Raw genomic sequence first — 16,599 nt, 5'->3', positions numbered from 1 at the left:
CCCGGCGGCTACCCCGGCGGTCGCCGCCACGGCCAGCGGAACCGGGGGCGTCGTGCCGGCGGCGCGGGCGTCGGAGCGGACGCAGCGGGGACGGCACGGGTGGCGCGGTGGGCCCGCCACTGGCGCAGCACCGCCTCGGTGTCGACCGGGCGGACCGCCACCCGGGGCCCCGCGGGATACCGCAGCCACGCCACGATCTCCTGGTTGAGCAGCCCGACGAACTCCCGGACCGACTCCTCGGTGGGCAGGTCACGGACCTCGTCGGGCACCTGCTCGACCCGGCGGCGCAACTGCAACGGGGTGGGCAGCAGCAGGTCGGTGGGCAGCGCCTCCCGTTCCAGGAAACTCGTGATCCACCAGGACTCGTCGTAGGGGACGTCGCGGCCGGGGATCGGCTTGCCCATGCCGGGCAGGTTGTCGAACTCGCCCCGTTCCTGGGCGCTGCGGATCTGCGCCTCGACCGAGGCCTCCCACGCGTCCACCATCCTCAGGACACCTCCCCCGCCACCGTATCCGCCCGGCCGTCACCGGTGCAGCGCCCGCGGGGCGGGCGGCATTCCCCGGGTTCAGCGGTGGTGCCGCACGTGGCGGTGCCCGTCGAGGGGGAACGGCGGCCGGGCGGGCAGCACCTCGACGAACGGGAAACCGCTCTTCTCCGCCACCCGGCAGGACGCCGGGTTGTCCAGCTGGTGCAGCAACTCCAGGCGGGCGAGCCCGGTCGCGGCGAACCGGGTGAACGCCCACCGGCTCACCGCGTCCACCGCCCGGGGCGCCACCTGACGGCCGCGCGCCGGTCCGGCCGTCCAGTAGCCGACCTCCGCGTCGGCGCGGCCCGGCACCACGTCCTTGAGCAGCACGCAGCCGACCACCCGGTCGCCGTCGGAGGTGGGTTCGCAGACGGCGAAGCTGAACCGGCGGCCCGCCGCCCAGCCCTGCCGGTTGCCGTCGACCCAGCGTCTGGCCTGTGCCGGGGTGGTCAGCGGGTTACGGGTCCGGGCCCGCAGCTCCGGGTCCCGGTGCGCCTCGACCAACGCGTCGACGTCGTCGTCGCGCCAGCAGCGCAGGAGCAGTCCGGGTGCGGTGACGGTGGGGGCGGCCCGCAGGGTCACAGACATCTGAGCAGTGTGGCCGCTGCCCCGCCCGTCCGGAAGCCCCGCCGGGGTCGGGCACCACGGGGCGTCGCCGGACGGCGGCGCGGCGTAGGGTGCGGGGCGGGGACGACGGGACGGGGGCGGCGATGGTCACGGTCGGTGCGGTGGCGGGAATCGCCCTGGTGGCGCTCGGTCTGGTGCTCACCCCGGGGCCGAACATGGTCTACCTGGTGTCCCGGTCGGTCAGCCAGGGCCGCCGGGCCGGGCTGGTGTCGCTGCTCGGGGTGGCCGCCGGGTTCGGCGTCTACCTGGCCGCCGCCGTCGCCGGCATCGCCACGGTCTTCGTGCTGGTGCCGCCGCTGTACACGGTGGTGAAGCTGGCCGGGGCGGCGTACCTGCTGTGGTTGGCGTGGCGGACGCTGCGCCCGGGTGGGCGCTCGGCGTTCACGCCGCAGGAGCTGCCGGTGGACCGAACGCGCCGGCTGTTCGCCATGGGCCTGCTCACCAACCTGCTCAACCCCAAGATCGCCATCCTGTACGTGTCGTTGCTGCCGCAGTTCGTCGACCCGGCCCGGGGTGACGTGGCGGTGCAGAGCCTGCTGCTCGGCGGCACCCAGATCACCGTCGCGTTGACGGTGAACACGCTGATCGTGCTGACCGCCGGCTCCGTGTCGGCGTTCCTGGTGCGCCGGCCGGGTTGGGCGCGGGTCCAGCGGTGGGTGACCGGCAGCGTGCTCGCCGCGATGGCGGTGCGGATCGCGGCGGACCGGTCCCGGGCCGCGGTGGCGACCGGCTGACCCGCTCAGACCGGTGACGGCCGGGGTGCCGCCGTCGGTAGTTCCCGGTTCACCGGGCCGTCGACCGCGGCCACGGCCAGCCCGATCGCGTAGAACATCACCGACAGGTTCATGTCGGTGAAGCCGTAGAACGGGGCGAGGGCGAGGGCGACCACCGGCACCACGCTCAGCCACCTGCCGGCCGCGGACACCGCGACGGCGGTGCTGCGGACCAGCACCACGAGCAGGGCCAGCAGCGTCAGCAGGGCGGGGATGCCGTGGCTGTACATGGTCAACCAGACCTGGCCCTGGGTACCGAGGGGTTCCGCGCCGGTGGTGGTGTCGGCGCTGCGCGGGGCGCCGTAGCCGAGCAGCGGCGAGTGCAGGACGGCGTCGAGGGTCTGCCGGTACAGGTCGGCGCGGTCGCGGGTCGAGTCGGTGTTCTCTACCCGGTTCATGATCATGTCGCCGACCGGGACGACCAGGGTGACCACCCAGGCCACGGCCACCCCGGCGGTGATCGTGCCGATCAGCCGGACGTCGCCGCGCACCAGGGCGCGCAGGCCGAGGTAGACCAGGCCCACCCCGAGGCCGACGAACATGCCCCGGTTGAGGGTGAGGAACGCCGGCACCAGCGCCAACGGCAGGGACACCAGCAGCACCCGGCGCAGCGGCCCGGTGCGCACCGCCGACAGGTACGCCAGCACGCACGGCACCAGCAACGCGAACCCGGTACCCCAGTTGTTGGTGTACGGGTACGGGGCGGCCGTCCGGTAGTACGGGTTGCGGCCGGTGGGGTTGAACTCGGTGGAGTGCACGTGGGTGACCGCCCGGATCATCCGCTGCCCGGCCAGCCCGTCGGGCAGCAGCACCTCCACCGGGGTGGTCAGCGCCAGCCGGGGGGCCAGCACGCCGACCCAGCCGAGCGCCACCATCGCCAGCCAGAAGAACAGCACGGGCTGGAACAGCCGGTCCCAGCGGGCCCCCTGCCGGGCGGCGGTGTAGACGTACAGGTAGACCACGAGGGCGGTGAGGACGAAGCCCAGCCGCAGGCCGTAGACGAGCAGGCTGCTGGCCTTCTCCAGCCGGGTGGCGCTGACCACGATGAGACCGACGAGGACGAACCACAGCGCGGAGCCGGGTGGCCACGCCACCCGGCCGTGGGTGAGCAGGACCACCGCCAGCAGCGTCCCGAACAGCGTCCAGCCGAGGTAGAGGCCGCCGAGCAGCCACCACAGCGGCATCGCCGCGAACATCAGGTACAGCGGCCAGAGCGGCAGCGCGGGCGGTGCCGCCGTGTTCCTCGTTCCCACCGGGGCAAGGTTAGGCGGGCGGGGTCCGGTCGGTCATCGGCGGAGTGGCTGTGACGGACGCCATCGGGGCCGATTGCTCGCGGATCACCGCGACGCCGCCGGCCGGCAGGACCACCGTGCCGTCGGCGGGGGCGTCGGTGAGCAGGTCGATGCCGGTGGCGGGCACCCGCTGCGGCCGGTCGGTGTGGTTGAGCAGGAACAGCCAGCTCGCCTGCGGGCCGGCGCGGCGCACCGCCTCCACGCCGGGTGGGGCGTCCGGGCAGACGGGGGCGATGCCGGCGGTCCGGGCCACCTCGGTGAGCAGCCGGCGGTAGGTGCGGTCGTCGGGCCGGGTCGACAGGTACCAGGCGGTGCCGTCGCCGATGCGGTGCCGGGTCACCGCCGGTCGGCCGTCGAGCACGCCGCCGACGTACGTGCCGACCGGTTCGGCGCCGCACAGGTGGACGGTCTCCGACCAGACCCGGCCGGTCCCGCCGCCGGAGAGCAGCACCTGTTCGTCGGCGGCGAGCGGGTGGAACTCCTCCACCCGCAGGCCGAGCAGGTCCCGGTACGCGCCGGGGTAGCCGCCGAGGTGCACCCGGCCGTGCTGGTCGGCGACCCCGCTGAGGTAGCCGACCAGCAGGTGCCCGCCCGCCTCGACGTGGGCGCGGACCCAGCCGGCGGTGGCGTCGTCGGCCAGGTAGACGGCGGGCAGGACGAGCAGCCGGTGCCGGTCGAGCGGGTCGCCGGGCACGACGACGTCGCAGCCGTACCCGGCCCGCCACAGCGCCCGGTGCGCGGCGGCCAGTTCGGCGTGCCCGTCGAGCAGGGTCGAGGGCATCCCTGGGTGGCGCAGCGCCCAGCCGCTGGCGGCGTCGAAGGCCAACGCGACCGACGCGGTCACCTCGCCGGCGGTGACCTCGGCGAGCCGGTCGAGGTGCTCGCCGAGACGGACCGTTTCGCGGAAGACCCGGGTGTCGGGGCCGGTGTGCGGCACCAGCGCGGAGTGGAAGCGTTCCGCGCCGCCGGCCGGGGCGCGCCACTGGAAGAACATCGCCCCCCGGGAGCCCCGGGCGACGTGGGACAGGCTGTGCCGGGCCATCCGGCCGGGTTCCTTGGTGTGCGAGCGGCCGGTGGTGTGGATCTGGCTGGCGGCGCTCTCCATCAGCAGCCAGGTGGCCGGCCCGGCGGCGGGGGCCGCGCCGCGTCGGGTGGCGGCCCGGCGGCGGCCGTGTCGCGCCCAGCCGCGCGCCAGGTCGGCGGCGAGGGCCGTCTGTTCCTCGGCGCCGCCGTCGACGGCCGACGGGTAGTGGTCGACGGCGACCAGGTCCACCTCGGCCGCCCAGCGGGCGTGGTCGACCGGCACCCAGTCGCCGAGGACGTAGTTGGTGGTGACCGGCAGCGCCGGGTTGGCCGCGGTGAGCAGGTCGCGTTGTTCGACGTACGCGGCGAGCAGGGTGTCGGACCAGAACCGCCGGAAGTCCAGCAGTTGGCCGGGGTTGCCGAGGTACTGGGTGGCCCGGGGGGTGCTCACGTACGCCCAGTCGGTGTAGTGCTGGCTCCAGAAGCTGGTGGCCCAGGCGGCGTTGAGGGTGTCCAGGTCGCCGTGGCGTTCGACGAGCCAGCGGCGGAACGCGGCCTCGGCGTGCGGGCAGTGGCAGGTGGTGCCGTACTCGTTGTGCACGTGCCACAGCGCGACGGCCGGGTGGTGGGCGTAGCGGGCGGCGAGGGTGGCGGCGATGCCCCGGGCGGCGGCCCGGTAGGCGGGGGCGGCGGCGCAGTACGTGTCGCGGCTGCCGTGGTGCAGCCGGACGCCGTCGGCGGTGACCGGCAGCGCGTCGGGGTGCGCGAGGGAGAACCAGGGCGGCGGGGAGGCGGTGGGGGTGGCCAGGGCGACCCGGATGCCGCCGTCGTGCAGCAGGTCCAGCACCTCGTCGAGCCAGCCGAAGTCGTAGCGGCCGGGGGCCGGTTCGAGCCGGGACCAGGCGAACACGCCGACGGTGACCAGGTTGATCCGGGCCCGGCGCATCAGGGCGACGTCCTCGCGCCAGGTGGCGGCGGGCCACTGCTCGGGGTTGTAGTCACCGCCGTGGCAGAGCCGCCCGTCGTCCCACATACCCACCATCCCGTCGACTTTGTTTGATAGGCGTCCAAACTATGGAGACGATTTACCCATGTCAATCGGGTTGATCGCTGGTCAATCGAAGTCGCTCGTTGACAGTTCGTTGGGAAAGCAAAGAAACTGTCGGTACCGCCGGAAAACGCTCCCGAGGAGACGCCGATGCCGTACCGACCGCCACTGGTCCCGTACGAGACGTTCGTGGCCGACCCGCCCGACCTGCCCGTACGGGAACCGGGCGAGGACGGGGTCGCCACCGTCGGCCGGGCCGAGGTCGTCGCCACCGACGAGCACGGGGTCACCGTCAAGGCCGCCCTGTCCGACGGCGGCAGCCTGGTGGTCCGCGTCGACACCGCCGGACACGGCGTGATCCGGGTCCGGCTCGCCGAGGACCCGCAGGCCCGCAGCCGCTCGGCCCGCGCGTTGCCCCTGGTCCACCCCCGGCCCCACCCCGCCGCGATCACCGTGGACGACACCCACGTGCTCATCGACGCCGGAGCGGTCGTCGCCGAGATCCGCCTCGACCCCTGGCACCTGCGGTTCCTCACCCCCGACGGGCGGGTGCTGCTCGACCAGGACCCGGGCACCCGGGACATCAGCGGCCGACGCCGCACCCTGCCGTTCGGCCGCAGCAGCGTCGACGGCGCGCCCGTCGCCTGGCACGAGAGCTTCGTGGCGTTCGGCGACGAACGGTTCGTCGGCTTCGGGGAGAAGTTCACCCCGCTGGACAAGCGCGGCCAACGGGTCCTGATGTGGAACTACGACGCCTTCGGCGGGGAGTCCGACCGGTCCCACAAGAACGTGCCGTTCTACCTGTCCGACCGGGGCTACGGGGTGCTCGTCGACAGCGGCATGCCGGTGCAGTTCGACGTCTGCCAGTCCACCCACAGCGCCGTGCAGATCCTCGTCCCCGACGACCTGCTCGACTACTACGTGCTCGCCGGCCCCACCCCCGTCGAGGTGCTGGACCGGTTCGACGAGCTGACCAGCCGGCCGTACCTGCCGCCGAAGTGGGCCTTCGGGGCGTGGATCTCCTCCGGGTTCTACCCCGACAGCCAGCAGCGGGTGCTGGAGCGGGCCCGCCGCATCCGGGACCGCGACATCCCCTGCGACGTGCTGCACCTGGACTGCTACTGGCAGGTCGCCGGCCGCTGGTCGGAGCTGCGCTGGGACGACGAGGCGTTCCCCGACCCGGCCGGGATGCTGGCCACCCTCACCGGGCAGGGCTTCCGGGTGTGCCTGTGGATGAACCCGTACCTGATGACCGACAGCCCGCTCTACGCCGACGCGGCGCGCGCCGGCTACTTCCTGCACCGCGCCGACGGCAGCACGTACGTGGCGGACGTGTGGCACGGCAGCTACCCGGCCAGCGCCATCGTCGACTTCACCAACCCCGACGCCGTCGCCTGGTTCCGGGCACTGCTGCGCCCCCTGCTGGAACAGGGGGTGGCGGTGTTCAAGACCGACTTCGCCGAGGCGGTGCCGGCCGACGCGGTGGCGCACAACGGCACGACCGGCGTCGAACTGCACAACGTCTACACCCTGCTGTTCAACGACATCGTCGCCGACCTCACCGAGGAGGTCGCCGGGCACCGCACGGTGTGGGCCCGCTCGTCGTACCTGGGCGGGCAGCGGCACAGCGCGCAGTGGAGCGGCGACGTCAACGCCACCTGGCCCGGCCTGGCCAGCACCCTGCGCGGCGGCCTGTCGCACGGGCTGTCCGGGGTGCCGTTCTGGAGTCACGACACCGGCGGCTTCCACGGCACCCCCGAGGCGGACCTGTACGTGCGGTGGACCCAGTTCGGGGCGCTGTCGCCGCTGGTCCGGCTGCACGGCACCACCAGCCGGCTGCCCTGGGACTTCCCCGCCGAGGCCGAACGCGACGCGGTCGCCGCGCTGCGGCTGCGCTACCGGCTGATGCCGTACCTGTGGTCGGCGGCGGTGGAGGCGGCACGCACCGGCGCGCCGATGATGCGGGCGCTGCTCGTCGACACCCCCGAGGACCCGACCGCGTGGACCACCGACCTGCAGTACCGGCTCGGCACCGACCTGCTCGTCGCCCCGGTCACCGACCCGTCCGGGCGGCGGGCCGTCTACCTGCCCACCGGCGACGACTGGATCGACGTCGGCACCGGCGAACGGCACGGCGGCGGCCGGCACCTGCGGGTGGTGGTGCCGCTGCACCGGCTGCCGCTGTTCGTCAGGCACGGCGCGCTGGTACCGCTCGTCGCGGCCTCAGGCACCGTCGGCGACGGCCCGTTCGACGACGTCACCCTGGTCAGCTGGGGCGGTGTGGACGCCCGTACGGTGCTGCACGACGTCGACGGCGACACCGTGGTGGAGGCGTTGCGCGACGGCGACACCCTGCGGGTCCGCACCGACGGGCCGCTGCGGGTCCGCCGGCTGGGTGTGGTCGGCGACGACGCCCCGCGCCGGCTGCTGCTCAACGGCGAACCGGTCACCGCGACGCCGTTCACACCGTGGTTCCCGCCGGACTGACCCCCACCGGGCCGGGTGGCTGTCCGGGCTCCGGACGTGCCGCTAGAGTTAGTTGAGTTTCCAGCCGAACAGACGTACCGACGGCGCACCGGCCCGCCGACGGCGTCGCCCACCGGCCGACCCGGCGTGCCCGTGCGGGGTCGGCCGGTGGGCGGTGACGCACCGGCACGGCACCACCCACCGTCGGGCGCAGGGAGCGGACAGACCGTGATCAGCATCCACAACGAACCGCAGCCGACCGACCTGGGCGACGTCCGGGTGGCCAACCGGGCCGTGGTCCTGCGGCACGTCCGCCTGCACGCCCCCTGCTCCCGGGCCGACATCGCCGCCGCCACCGGGCTCAACAAGGCCACCGTGTCCAGCCTGGTCACCGAGCTGCTCGACAGGCGGCTGGTCCGCGAGACCGGGCTGACCGGCAACCGGGTCGGCCGGCCGGCCACCATGCTCGTCCTCGACGGCGCCCCGTACGCGGCGCTGGGCCTGCAGATCGGCGCGGACGACCTGGTGGTGGTCGCCGTGGACCCGGGCGGCAACCGGCTGCTCACCTGGCGGCGGGCGTTCCCCGCCCCCACCGTCTCCCCCGCCGACACCGTCCGGGCGCTGGTCACCCTGGCCCGCCGCGCGATCGGCCGGGTCACCGGGCAGGGCCGCACCGTGCTCGGCCTCACCGTCGGGGTACCCGGCCTGGTCGACACCGCCGGCGGGGTGCCCCTGGCCAGCGGCCTCGGCTGGCGGGACGTGCCACTCGCCGCCGACCTGCGGGCCGCGCTGCGCGAGACCGGGTTCACCGTCACGGTGGACACCGACGCCAACCTCGCCGTGCTGGCCGAGCAGCGGCACGGCGCGTACGCCGGCGCCACCGACCTGGTCCACGTCACCGGCGGGCTCTCCGTCGGCGCGGGGGTGCTCGCCGGCGGCCGGCTGCTGCGCGGCGGCCGGGGCCACGCCGGTGAACTCGGCCACCTCTGCCTCGACCCGGCCGGGCCACCGTGCCCGTGCGGTCGACGCGGCTGCCTGGCCGCGTCGACCGCGCTGCCGGCCGTGGTGGCCCGCCTGCTGCCCGACGCCACCCGGGACGGCCCGGTCACCGACTACCTGCCGGAACTCGACCGGATCGTGGCGTCGGCCCGGCAGGAGGAGCCGGCCGTGCTGGCGGGGCTCGCCGAGATCGGTCGACAGCTCGGGCACGGGGCGTCGGTCCTGGCGAACCTGCTCAACCCGGAGGCGATCGTGGTCGGCGGGCACTTCGCCACCCTCGCGCCGTGGCTGCTGCCGACGGCCCGCGCGGAACTGGTCGCCCGGACCCTCGCCCCGCAGGCCGGGGGCTGCCGCCTCGACGCCTCCACGCTGGATTCCGCCGCCACCGCGCTGGGCGGCGCCACCGCCGCGTTGGCCACCATCGAGGCCGGTCGACTCCCCGCCGGCTGATCCGGGGGCCGGTCCCCTCTTGACCGGCCGACGCGCAGGTGCCAACCTCGAACCGCCGCCCCGTCGTTCGGGCACCCGGGGCGGCACGTTTTCCGCAGTCGTCGAAGCGCTTCGCCGCTCCGGGCCGACGACCGCCATCACCCTCACTCCGCGATGCCGCACGTCACCACGGCCGTCGAAACGCTTCGACCGGCGGCCGGACGCCTCACCGCGAGCCACCGGAAGGTAACCGCAGATGAACGACCCCACCGACCGCGCCACCGGACCGTCCCCCGAAGCGCACGCCGACGACCTGCTGGCCCGGCTCACCCTGCCGGAGAAGATCGGCCTGCTGCACCAGTGGCAGGCCCCCGTGCCCCGGCTGGGCCTGCCCGGCTTCCGCACCGGCACCGAGGCGCTGCACGGGGTCGCCTGGCTCGGCCCGGCCACCGTCTTCCCGCAGGTCGTCGGCCTGGCCAGCAGCTGGAACCCCGACCTGGTCCGGGCCGTCGGCGACGCCGTCGGCACCGAGGTGCGGGTCAAACACCAGGCCGACCCGGCCGGCGTCGGACTCAACGTGTGGGCGCCGGTGGTCAACCCGCTGCGCGACCCCCGCTGGGGCCGCAACGAGGAAGGCTGGTCGGAGGACCCGTGGCTCACCGGCCGGCTCGCCACCGCCTACGCGACCGGGCTGCGCGGCGACCACCCCCACCGGCTGCGCACCGCCCCGACGGTGAAGCACTTCCTCGGCTACAACAACGAGACCGACCGGGCCACCACCTCCAGCGACCTGCCACCCCGGGTCCTGCACGAATACGAACTGCCCGCGTTCCGCGCCCCCCTCGCCGCCGGCGCGGCGGTCGCCGTGATGGCCTCCTACAACCTGGTCGACGGGGTACCCGCGCACCTGAGCCCGCTGCTGAACGACGAACTGCGCCGGTGGACCACCGACGAGGTGATGGTCGTCGGCGACGCCGGGGCGGTCACCAACATCGCCGGCGTGCAGGGCCACCTGCCCGACCACGTCACCGGCTTCGCCGCCGCCCTGCGCGCCGGCATCGACAACTTCACCGAGGACGACACCGACAGCGCACCCACCGTCCGACGCATCACCGAAGCCCTCCAGCGGGGACTCGTCGACGAATCCGACGTGGACCGGGCGGTCCGCCGCATCCTCACCGTCCGCATCCGCCTCGGCGACCTGGACCCACCCGGGCAGGACCCGTTCGCCGGCGTCTCCCCCGACGCGCTCGACAGCCCCGCCCACCGGGACCTGGCCCGCGAGGCCGCCCGCCAGTCGATCGTGCTGCTCGACAACGACGGGCTGCTGCCACTGCCCACCCGCACCCCACCCCGGGTCGCGGTCCTCGGCCCGCTCGCCGACACCGTCCACGAGGACTGGTACAGCGGCACCCTGCCGTACGCGGTCACCGTCCGGGAGGGCCTGGCCCGGGAACTGCCCACCGTCACCCACCACTGCGGGGCCGACCGGATCGCGTTGCGCGTCGGCGACCGGTACGTCCGCTGCCCCCGCTCCTCCGAGGGTGGACCGCTGACCGCCGACGACGGCCGCGACGGCACCTGGTTCGACGTGTTCGACTGGGGGCAGGACGTGGTGGCGCTGCGCGCCGTCGCCAACGGCCGGCACGTCGGCGCCGCCGACGACGGGGCACTGGCCAACGACCGCCCCGGACCGGGCGGCTGGATCGTGCGGGAAACCTTCCGCTTCCGGCACCGCCCCGACGGCACCGCCCTGCTGCACCACCTCGCCACCGACGCGTACGTGCGGGTCGACGAGGGTGGGCGGCTGCGCGCCGACGCCACCGACCCGGACACCGCCACCGCGTTCACCGTCGAACTCGTCGCCGACGGGGCCGCCGAGGCCGCCGCGCTGGCCGACTCCGCCGACGTGGCCGTCGTCGTCCTCGGCAACCACCCGATGGTCAACGGCCGGGAGACCGAGGACCGCGTCGACCTGGCCCTGCCTGCCGGGCAGGAGCGGCTGCTGCGCGCCGTGCACGCCGCGAACCCGCAGACCGTGCTGGTGCTCACCAGCAGCTACCCGTACGCGGTGGGTTGGGCGCACGAGCACCTGCCGGCGGTGCTGTGGTCGGCGCACGGCGGGCAGGAACACGGCACCGCCCTGGCGCAGGTGCTGCTCGGCGTCGCCGACCCCGGCGGCCGGCTCACCCAGACCTGGTACCCCGACGCCGCCGACCTGCCCGACCTGCTCGACTACGACGTGATCGGCGCGGACAGCACCTACCTCTACTACCGGGGCGAGCCGCTGTACCCGTTCGGCCACGGTCTCAGCTACGCCCGGTTCGACTACGCTGACCTGCGGGTGGACTCGCCGACGGTCAGCGCCGGCGACGAGGTCGAGGTGAGCGTCGAGGTCACCAACACCGGCGACCGGGAGGGCGAGGAGATCGTGCAGCTCTACACCCGGCAGCGCCGCTCCCGGGTCAAGCAGCCGCTGCGGCAGCTCCGCGACTTCACCCGGGTCACCCTCGCCCCCGGCCAGCGGCGCACGGTCACCCTGCGGCTGCGCGCCGACGACCTGACCTGGTGGGACGAGCAGCGCGGCGGACCGGTGCTGGAGGACGCCACCCACACCCTGCTGGTCGGCCGCTCCGCCCGCGACATCCGCGCCGTCGGCGCGGTGACCGTGCGCACCCGCGCCGCCGCGCCGCGGCCCCGCCCGGCGGTGGCCGCCGGCGGTACCCGGTGACCGGCGGACCCGGGCGCAGCCGCAAGTCGCCCGACCAGGTCACCATCGTCGACGTCGCCCGGCACGCCGGGGTGGCGGTCAGCACCGTGTCGTACGTGCTCAGCGGCAAACGGGCCATCTCCGAGGTGACCCGCACCCGGGTGCTGGCCAGCATCCGGGAACTGGGCTACCACCCCAACGCGGGGGCGCGGGCGCTGGCCAGCCGACGCGCCAACACCATCGCCCTGGTCCTGCCGCTGCGCGCCGGCATGCAGGTGCCGGTGGTGATGCAGTTCGCCATCGCGGTGGTCACCACGGCCCGCCGGTTCGACCACGACGTCCTGCTCGTCACCTCCGACGAGGGACCGTCGGGGCTGCGCCGCATCGCCGGCAGCGCCATGGTCGACGGGATGCTGGTGATGGACGTCGAACTGGACGACTCGCGGGTGCCGCTGCTGCGGGACCTGACCCGCCCCAGCGTCCTGATCGGCGTCCCCGCCGACCCGACCGGCCTGACCTGTGTGGACCTGGACTTCCACCGCGCCGGTCAGGTGTGCGTGGAACACCTGGCCCGGCTCGGGCACCACCGGGTGGCGCTGCTCGGCGCCCCCGCCGCCGTCTACGACCGGGGCACCGGCTTCGCCCACCGCACCCGCGCCGGGGTGGCCGCCGCCGCCGACCGGCACGGCGTCACCGTCGTCACCCAACCCTTCGAGGAGGGGCCCGCCGCGATCCGTCAGGAACTCGCCGACCTGCTCGACCGGCATCCCGACCTGTCGGCGCTGGTGGTGCAGAACGAGGCGGCCGTCGGGCCGGTCCTGGCCTGCCTGCCGACCCTGGGACGGCGGGTGCCGCAGGACATGTCGGTGGTGGCGATCTGCCCCGACCAGTTCGCCGAACAGGCCGCACCCCGGATCACCTCGGTGCCGGTGCCCGCCGAGGAGATCGGCCGGCAGGCGGTGGCGTTGCTGATGCGCAAACTGCACGACGAGGCGGTGCCGGAGGTGACCCTGCTGCCACCCCGGTTGACCATCCGGGACAGCACCGCCGCGCCGACGGCCCGGACCCCCAGGTGACCGGCGGGCCACCCCCGTCGGCACACCGGATCTGGGACGACGCACCGGCCGTCGACTGGACCGACGCCTTCCTCACCGGCAACGGCGAGTACGGCCTGATGGTCCCCGGCGACCCGCACGCCGAACGGCTGGTGGTCAACCACCACCGGTTCGTGCTGCCCAACGGCACCCACGACGCGCGGGCCCCGCAACTGGCCGCACTGCTGCCCCGGATCCGGGAACTGGTCCTCGCCGGCCGCCGCGCCGAGGCCGGTGAACTGCTCACCGGCGGCCGGGACCTGGCGTGGACCCAGTCCTACCATCCGGGGTTCGCGCTGACCGTCGACGCCCCCGCGGCGACGGTGCACGACTACCGGCGGCACACCGACTTCACCACCGGCGAGGTGGTGGTGCGGTGGTCCGGGCGGCGGCGACGCAGTTTCGTCTCCCGCGCCGACCGGCTGGTCGTCACCCACCTCGACCAGGGCGACTGTGTCGTCGGGGCGACAGGTGACCTGCCCGGCCGCCCCGACACGGTGCACTACGACACCACCGCCTACCGCCACGACGGGCTGGTGTTCCTGCGGATGCGGGGCCGCTACCCCGACGTCGGCGGCGCGTACGGCTTCGAGGCGGTGACCCTGGTCCGGGGCGACGCCGAACCCGCAGGTGACCGGGTGCTGGTACGCGGGCCGGCGCTGCTGACCACCGCCCTGGAACGCACCGCCACCGCGGCGTGGCCCACCGCCGCGCAGCAGCGGCGACTCGCCGACGGCCCGGCCGACTACCCGACGCTGCTGGCCCGGCACGCCACCCGGCACACCGGCCCCTACCGGCGGGTCGACCTGGATCTGGCGGTGCCGGCGGCGGACCGGGACCTGCCCGTGGGTGCGCTGCTCGCCCGGCAGGCCACCGCCGGTGACCGGTTGGACCCGGCGCTGCTGGAACGGCTGTTCCACGCCGGCCGGTACCTGCTGTTCAGCGCCAGCGGGGTGCTGCCGCCCCGGCTGACCGGCATCTGGACGGGTTCCTGGGACGCGGCCTGGGCGGGGGACTTCACCACCGACGCGAACCTCAACCTGCAACTGGCCGGCGCGAACGTCGGCGCGTTGCCGGAGGTGACCGCCGCGCACGCCCGGCTGGTCCGCGCCCAGGTCGGGCACTGGCGGGACAACGCCCACGCCGTCTACGGGGCGCGGGGCCTGCTGGCGCCCAGCCGCACCGACGGTGAACACGGACACCTGTTCCACGTCCACCCGCACTGGCCGTTCACCGCGTGGCTGGCCGGCGCGCACTGGCTGCTGCACCCGCTGTACGAACACCACCAGGTGACCGGGGAACCGCTGGGGGAGGTGGCGGGGTGGCTGGCCGAGGTGGCGGACTTCTTCACCGACGTGCTCACCGACGTCGACGGGCAGCCGGCGCTGGTGCCGTCGTACTCGCCGGAGACCGGTCCCCTCGACGGCACCGGCTGGCCGGTGCCGGTCGCCGTGAACGCCACCATGGACGTCGCCGCCGCCCGGCACGCGATGGCCGTCGCCGCCGAGGTGACCGGGTCGCAGCGGTGGGCGGCGGTCCGGGACCGGCTGCCCGGCTACCGGGTCGACGCGCGGGGCGCGCTGGCCGAGTGGGCGTGGCCCGGCTACCGCCCCGACGACGACCACCGGCACGTCAGCCACCTCTACCCGGTGTGGCCGACCGGGGAGATCGACCCCGACGACACCCCGGAGCTGGCGGCGGCGGCGCACCGGGCGTTGACCGTCCGCGGCGACGAGGACGGCTCCGCCCACGGCACCCTGCACCGGGCCCTGGTGGCCGCCCGGCTCGGCGACGGGCCGCTGGTCGGGACGTACCTGCGGCGGATCGTCGCGGCGGACATGTTCTTCCGGTCGTTGATGAGCGCCCACAACCCGGGCCGGGTGACCTACAACGCCGACGCGGCGCACACCCTGCCGGCGGTGCTGATCGAGGCGCTGGTGCAGTCCCGACCGGGCCTGCTGCGGCTGCTGCCGGCACTGCCGCCGGGCCTGCCACGGGGGGTGCTGCGTGGGGTGACCTGCCGGGGCCGGCTCACCGTCGACGAGCTGACCTGGGACGACGCTCGGGTCACCGCCCGGCTGGTCGCCGCGACCAGCCAACGGATCCGGGTCCGCAGCCCCTACGGCGACACCGGCTGCGACCTGCCGGCGGGCATCCCGGTGCGGGTGACCCACCGCCGGTGACCCGCCGGGTCACAGCGCGTCGGGCCGGCACAGGGCGGGATGCCGCTGCCCGGGGCGCGCGTACCAGGGGGCGTCGTCGGGGGCGGCGGCGGTGTCCAACCGCAGCCGCGCCCACTCGTCCAGCTCCGGTAGCGCGTCGGGGGCGAACCAGGCGACCTCGGTGGACTCGTCGCCGTCGGCGCGGGGCCGCCCACCGACCGGCCGGCACCGGAACCACACGTTGAGGTATTCGCAGGCGTCGCCGTTGGGGTAGACCACCGGGTGGGTGGCGACCCCGGCGATCCGGTCGACGACGACCCGGACCCCGGTCTCCTCCCACACCTCCCGCACGACCGCGTCGGCGGGCTGCTCACCCGGGTCCACGACGCCGGCCGGCAGCGACCAGCGGCCGTTGTCGCTACGGCGGGCCAGCAGCACCCGACCGGCGTCGTCGTGGACCACCCCGGTCACCCCGGGTAGCAGCAGCAGGTCGTGTCCGACGTGGGCGCGCAACTTCACGATGTACGGGGAGACGGCCACCGACCCACCGTAACGGTCCCGGCGGCGCGGGTCGTACCGGTGGTGGGGGCGCGCCCGGGCAGCCTCTAGACTTCCCCGTCGATGGACCCGCAGCCCACCACCCCCGCCGACCTGCGTCCCTGCGCGCACTGTGGACGTGACGTGCCGCAACGTGCCGGCGCGGGACGCCCGTTCCGGTACTGCCGGGACAACGACGGTGCCTGCCAGCGGGCGTCGCGCAACTCGCGGATGCGTCACCGCAACGCCCCCGGCCTGCCCGGTCAGGTGGCCCGCACCTGGGAGGTCGTCGACCGGCTCGACCAGGTGGTGGAAACCCTCACCGAGGCGTTGCACGCCGAGTTGTCCCCGGCGGGGGTGCAGCGGCAGCTCGCCCAGGCCCGCGCCGACGCCGCCGCCGAGGTCGCCGCCGCGCACACCGCCCGCGACGAGGCCCGCGAGGCCGCCGAGACGGCCGCCGCCGACACCGCCCGCGCCCGGCAGGAGACCCGGGCCGCGCTCGCCTCAGCCGACGCGGCGCACCACCGCGCCGAGCAGGCCGACGCCCGCGCCGCCGCCGCCCAGGAGCAGGCCGACCAGGCGCTCACCGCCGCCGATACGGCCCGCCGGGACTCGGCCGCCGCCCAGGCGCTGCGGGTGCAGGCCGAACGGGACCGCGACGCCGCCCGCCACGAGCTGCGGACCCTGCGCGCCGAACGGGACACCGCCCGGCAGCTCGCCGCCGACCTGACCGTCGACCGGGACGCCGCCCGCGTCGACGCCGCCCGGCACGCCGCCGACGCGCAGCGGGCCGTCGCCGATGCCACCGCCGCCCGCCAGGAGACCCGGCAGGCGCACGCCGACGCCGCGGCGGCCCGCGCCGACGCCACCGCCGCCGCCGACCAGGCCCGGCAGGCCGAGGCCGCGGCGCAG

12 protein-coding genes are annotated in these 16,599 nt (G+C 75.2%); 7 read left to right on the top strand and 5 right to left on the bottom strand.

Features of this window, described 5'->3' with window-relative positions:
* Positions 1–8: 8 nt before the first annotated feature.
* Positions 9–485 (bottom strand): DnaJ family domain-containing protein, encoded by a 477-nt coding sequence (locus tag B5D80_RS19445; protein WP_088645324.1) that lies wholly within the window; start codon positions 483–485, stop codon positions 9–11.
* Positions 486–566: 81 nt separating this feature from the next.
* Positions 567–1,115 (bottom strand): GNAT family N-acetyltransferase, encoded by a 549-nt coding sequence (locus B5D80_RS19440; protein ID WP_088645323.1) that lies wholly within the window; start codon positions 1,113–1,115, stop codon positions 567–569.
* Positions 1,116–1,237: 122 nt separating this feature from the next.
* On the opposite strand from B5D80_RS19440, the gene B5D80_RS19435 reads away from it, so the two are divergent.
* Entirely contained in the window at positions 1,238–1,888 is a 651-nt protein-coding gene (locus tag B5D80_RS19435; RefSeq protein ID WP_088645322.1) for a LysE family translocator, read from the top strand.
* A gap of 5 nt (positions 1,889–1,893) precedes the next feature.
* Here B5D80_RS19435 and B5D80_RS19430 read toward each other — a convergent pair whose 3' ends face one another.
* Both B5D80_RS19430 and B5D80_RS19425 read right to left on the bottom strand, forming a co-directional pair.
* Positions 1,894–3,180 carry an O-antigen ligase family protein gene (locus tag B5D80_RS19430; RefSeq protein WP_245854773.1) on the bottom strand — a complete coding sequence of 429 codons (1,287 nt, stop codon included), beginning with the start codon at positions 3,178–3,180 and terminating at the stop codon, positions 1,894–1,896.
* A 10-nt stretch (positions 3,181–3,190) separates the two neighbouring features.
* The gene (locus B5D80_RS19425) at positions 3,191–5,284 is read right to left on the bottom strand and encodes a beta-galactosidase (RefSeq protein WP_088645321.1); all 2,094 of its coding nucleotides are present in this window, start codon (positions 5,282–5,284) and stop codon (positions 3,191–3,193) included.
* Between the two features lie 156 nt (positions 5,285–5,440).
* Between B5D80_RS19425 and B5D80_RS19420 the strand changes: the two genes are divergently transcribed.
* From B5D80_RS19420 to B5D80_RS19400, 5 genes are all read left to right on the top strand, one after another.
* On the top strand, positions 5,441–7,777 hold the full coding sequence (locus B5D80_RS19420) for a TIM-barrel domain-containing protein (protein WP_088645320.1): 2,337 nt from the start codon (positions 5,441–5,443) through the stop codon (positions 7,775–7,777).
* Between the two features lie 207 nt (positions 7,778–7,984).
* Positions 7,985–9,205, top strand: a complete 1,221-nt coding sequence (locus B5D80_RS19415; RefSeq protein ID WP_088645319.1) for an ROK family transcriptional regulator — start codon at positions 7,985–7,987, stop codon at positions 9,203–9,205.
* A 235-nt stretch (positions 9,206–9,440) separates the two neighbouring features.
* Positions 9,441–11,915: a beta-glucosidase family protein gene (locus B5D80_RS19410; RefSeq protein ID WP_088645318.1), complete on the top strand. Its 2,475-nt coding sequence runs from the start codon at positions 9,441–9,443 to the stop codon at positions 11,913–11,915.
* Positions 11,912–12,970, top strand: a complete 1,059-nt coding sequence (locus B5D80_RS19405) for a LacI family DNA-binding transcriptional regulator (protein ID WP_088645317.1) — start codon at positions 11,912–11,914, stop codon at positions 12,968–12,970. The genes B5D80_RS19410 and B5D80_RS19405 overlap by 4 nt, the downstream gene beginning before the upstream one ends.
* The gene (locus tag B5D80_RS19400) at positions 12,967–15,171 is read left to right on the top strand and encodes a glycosyl hydrolase family 95 catalytic domain-containing protein (protein ID WP_088645316.1); all 2,205 of its coding nucleotides are present in this window, start codon (positions 12,967–12,969) and stop codon (positions 15,169–15,171) included. The genes B5D80_RS19405 and B5D80_RS19400 overlap by 4 nt, the downstream gene beginning before the upstream one ends.
* A 9-nt stretch (positions 15,172–15,180) precedes the next feature.
* On the opposite strand, the gene B5D80_RS19395 is transcribed toward B5D80_RS19400, so the two are convergent.
* Complete coding sequence (locus B5D80_RS19395) at positions 15,181–15,690, bottom strand: NUDIX hydrolase (protein ID WP_088645315.1); 510 nt, start codon at positions 15,688–15,690, stop codon at positions 15,181–15,183.
* Positions 15,691–15,771: 81 nt separating this feature from the next.
* Between B5D80_RS19395 and B5D80_RS19390 the strand changes: the two genes are divergently transcribed.
* Positions 15,772–16,599, top strand: an 828-nt coding sequence (locus B5D80_RS19390) for a hypothetical protein (RefSeq protein ID WP_144081710.1), incomplete at its 3' end; no start/stop codon positions are given.

It is taken from the genome of Micromonospora wenchangensis, from assembly GCF_002210435.1.
Taxonomy (GTDB): Bacteria; Actinomycetota; Actinomycetes; order Mycobacteriales; family Micromonosporaceae; genus Micromonospora; species Micromonospora wenchangensis.
The sequence above is the reverse complement of the archived record's forward strand: the minus strand, read 5'-3'. Positions and strand labels throughout refer to the sequence as shown.

Coding starts and splice junctions, on each gene's coding strand:
- B5D80_RS19410 (WP_088645318.1), top strand. CDS start 9,441: ATGAACGACCCCACCGACCGCGCCACCGGACCGTCCCCCGAAGCGCAC.
- B5D80_RS19445 (WP_088645324.1), bottom strand. CDS start 485: ATGGTGGACGCGTGGGAGGCCTCGGTCGAGGCGCAGATCCGCAGCGCC.
- B5D80_RS19420 (WP_088645320.1), top strand. CDS start 5,441: ATGCCGTACCGACCGCCACTGGTCCCGTACGAGACGTTCGTGGCCGAC.
- B5D80_RS19435 (WP_088645322.1), top strand. CDS start 1,238: ATGGTCACGGTCGGTGCGGTGGCGGGAATCGCCCTGGTGGCGCTCGGT.
- B5D80_RS19425 (WP_088645321.1), bottom strand. CDS start 5,284: ATGGTGGGTATGTGGGACGACGGGCGGCTCTGCCACGGCGGTGACTAC.
- B5D80_RS19440 (WP_088645323.1), bottom strand. CDS start 1,115: ATGTCTGTGACCCTGCGGGCCGCCCCCACCGTCACCGCACCCGGACTG.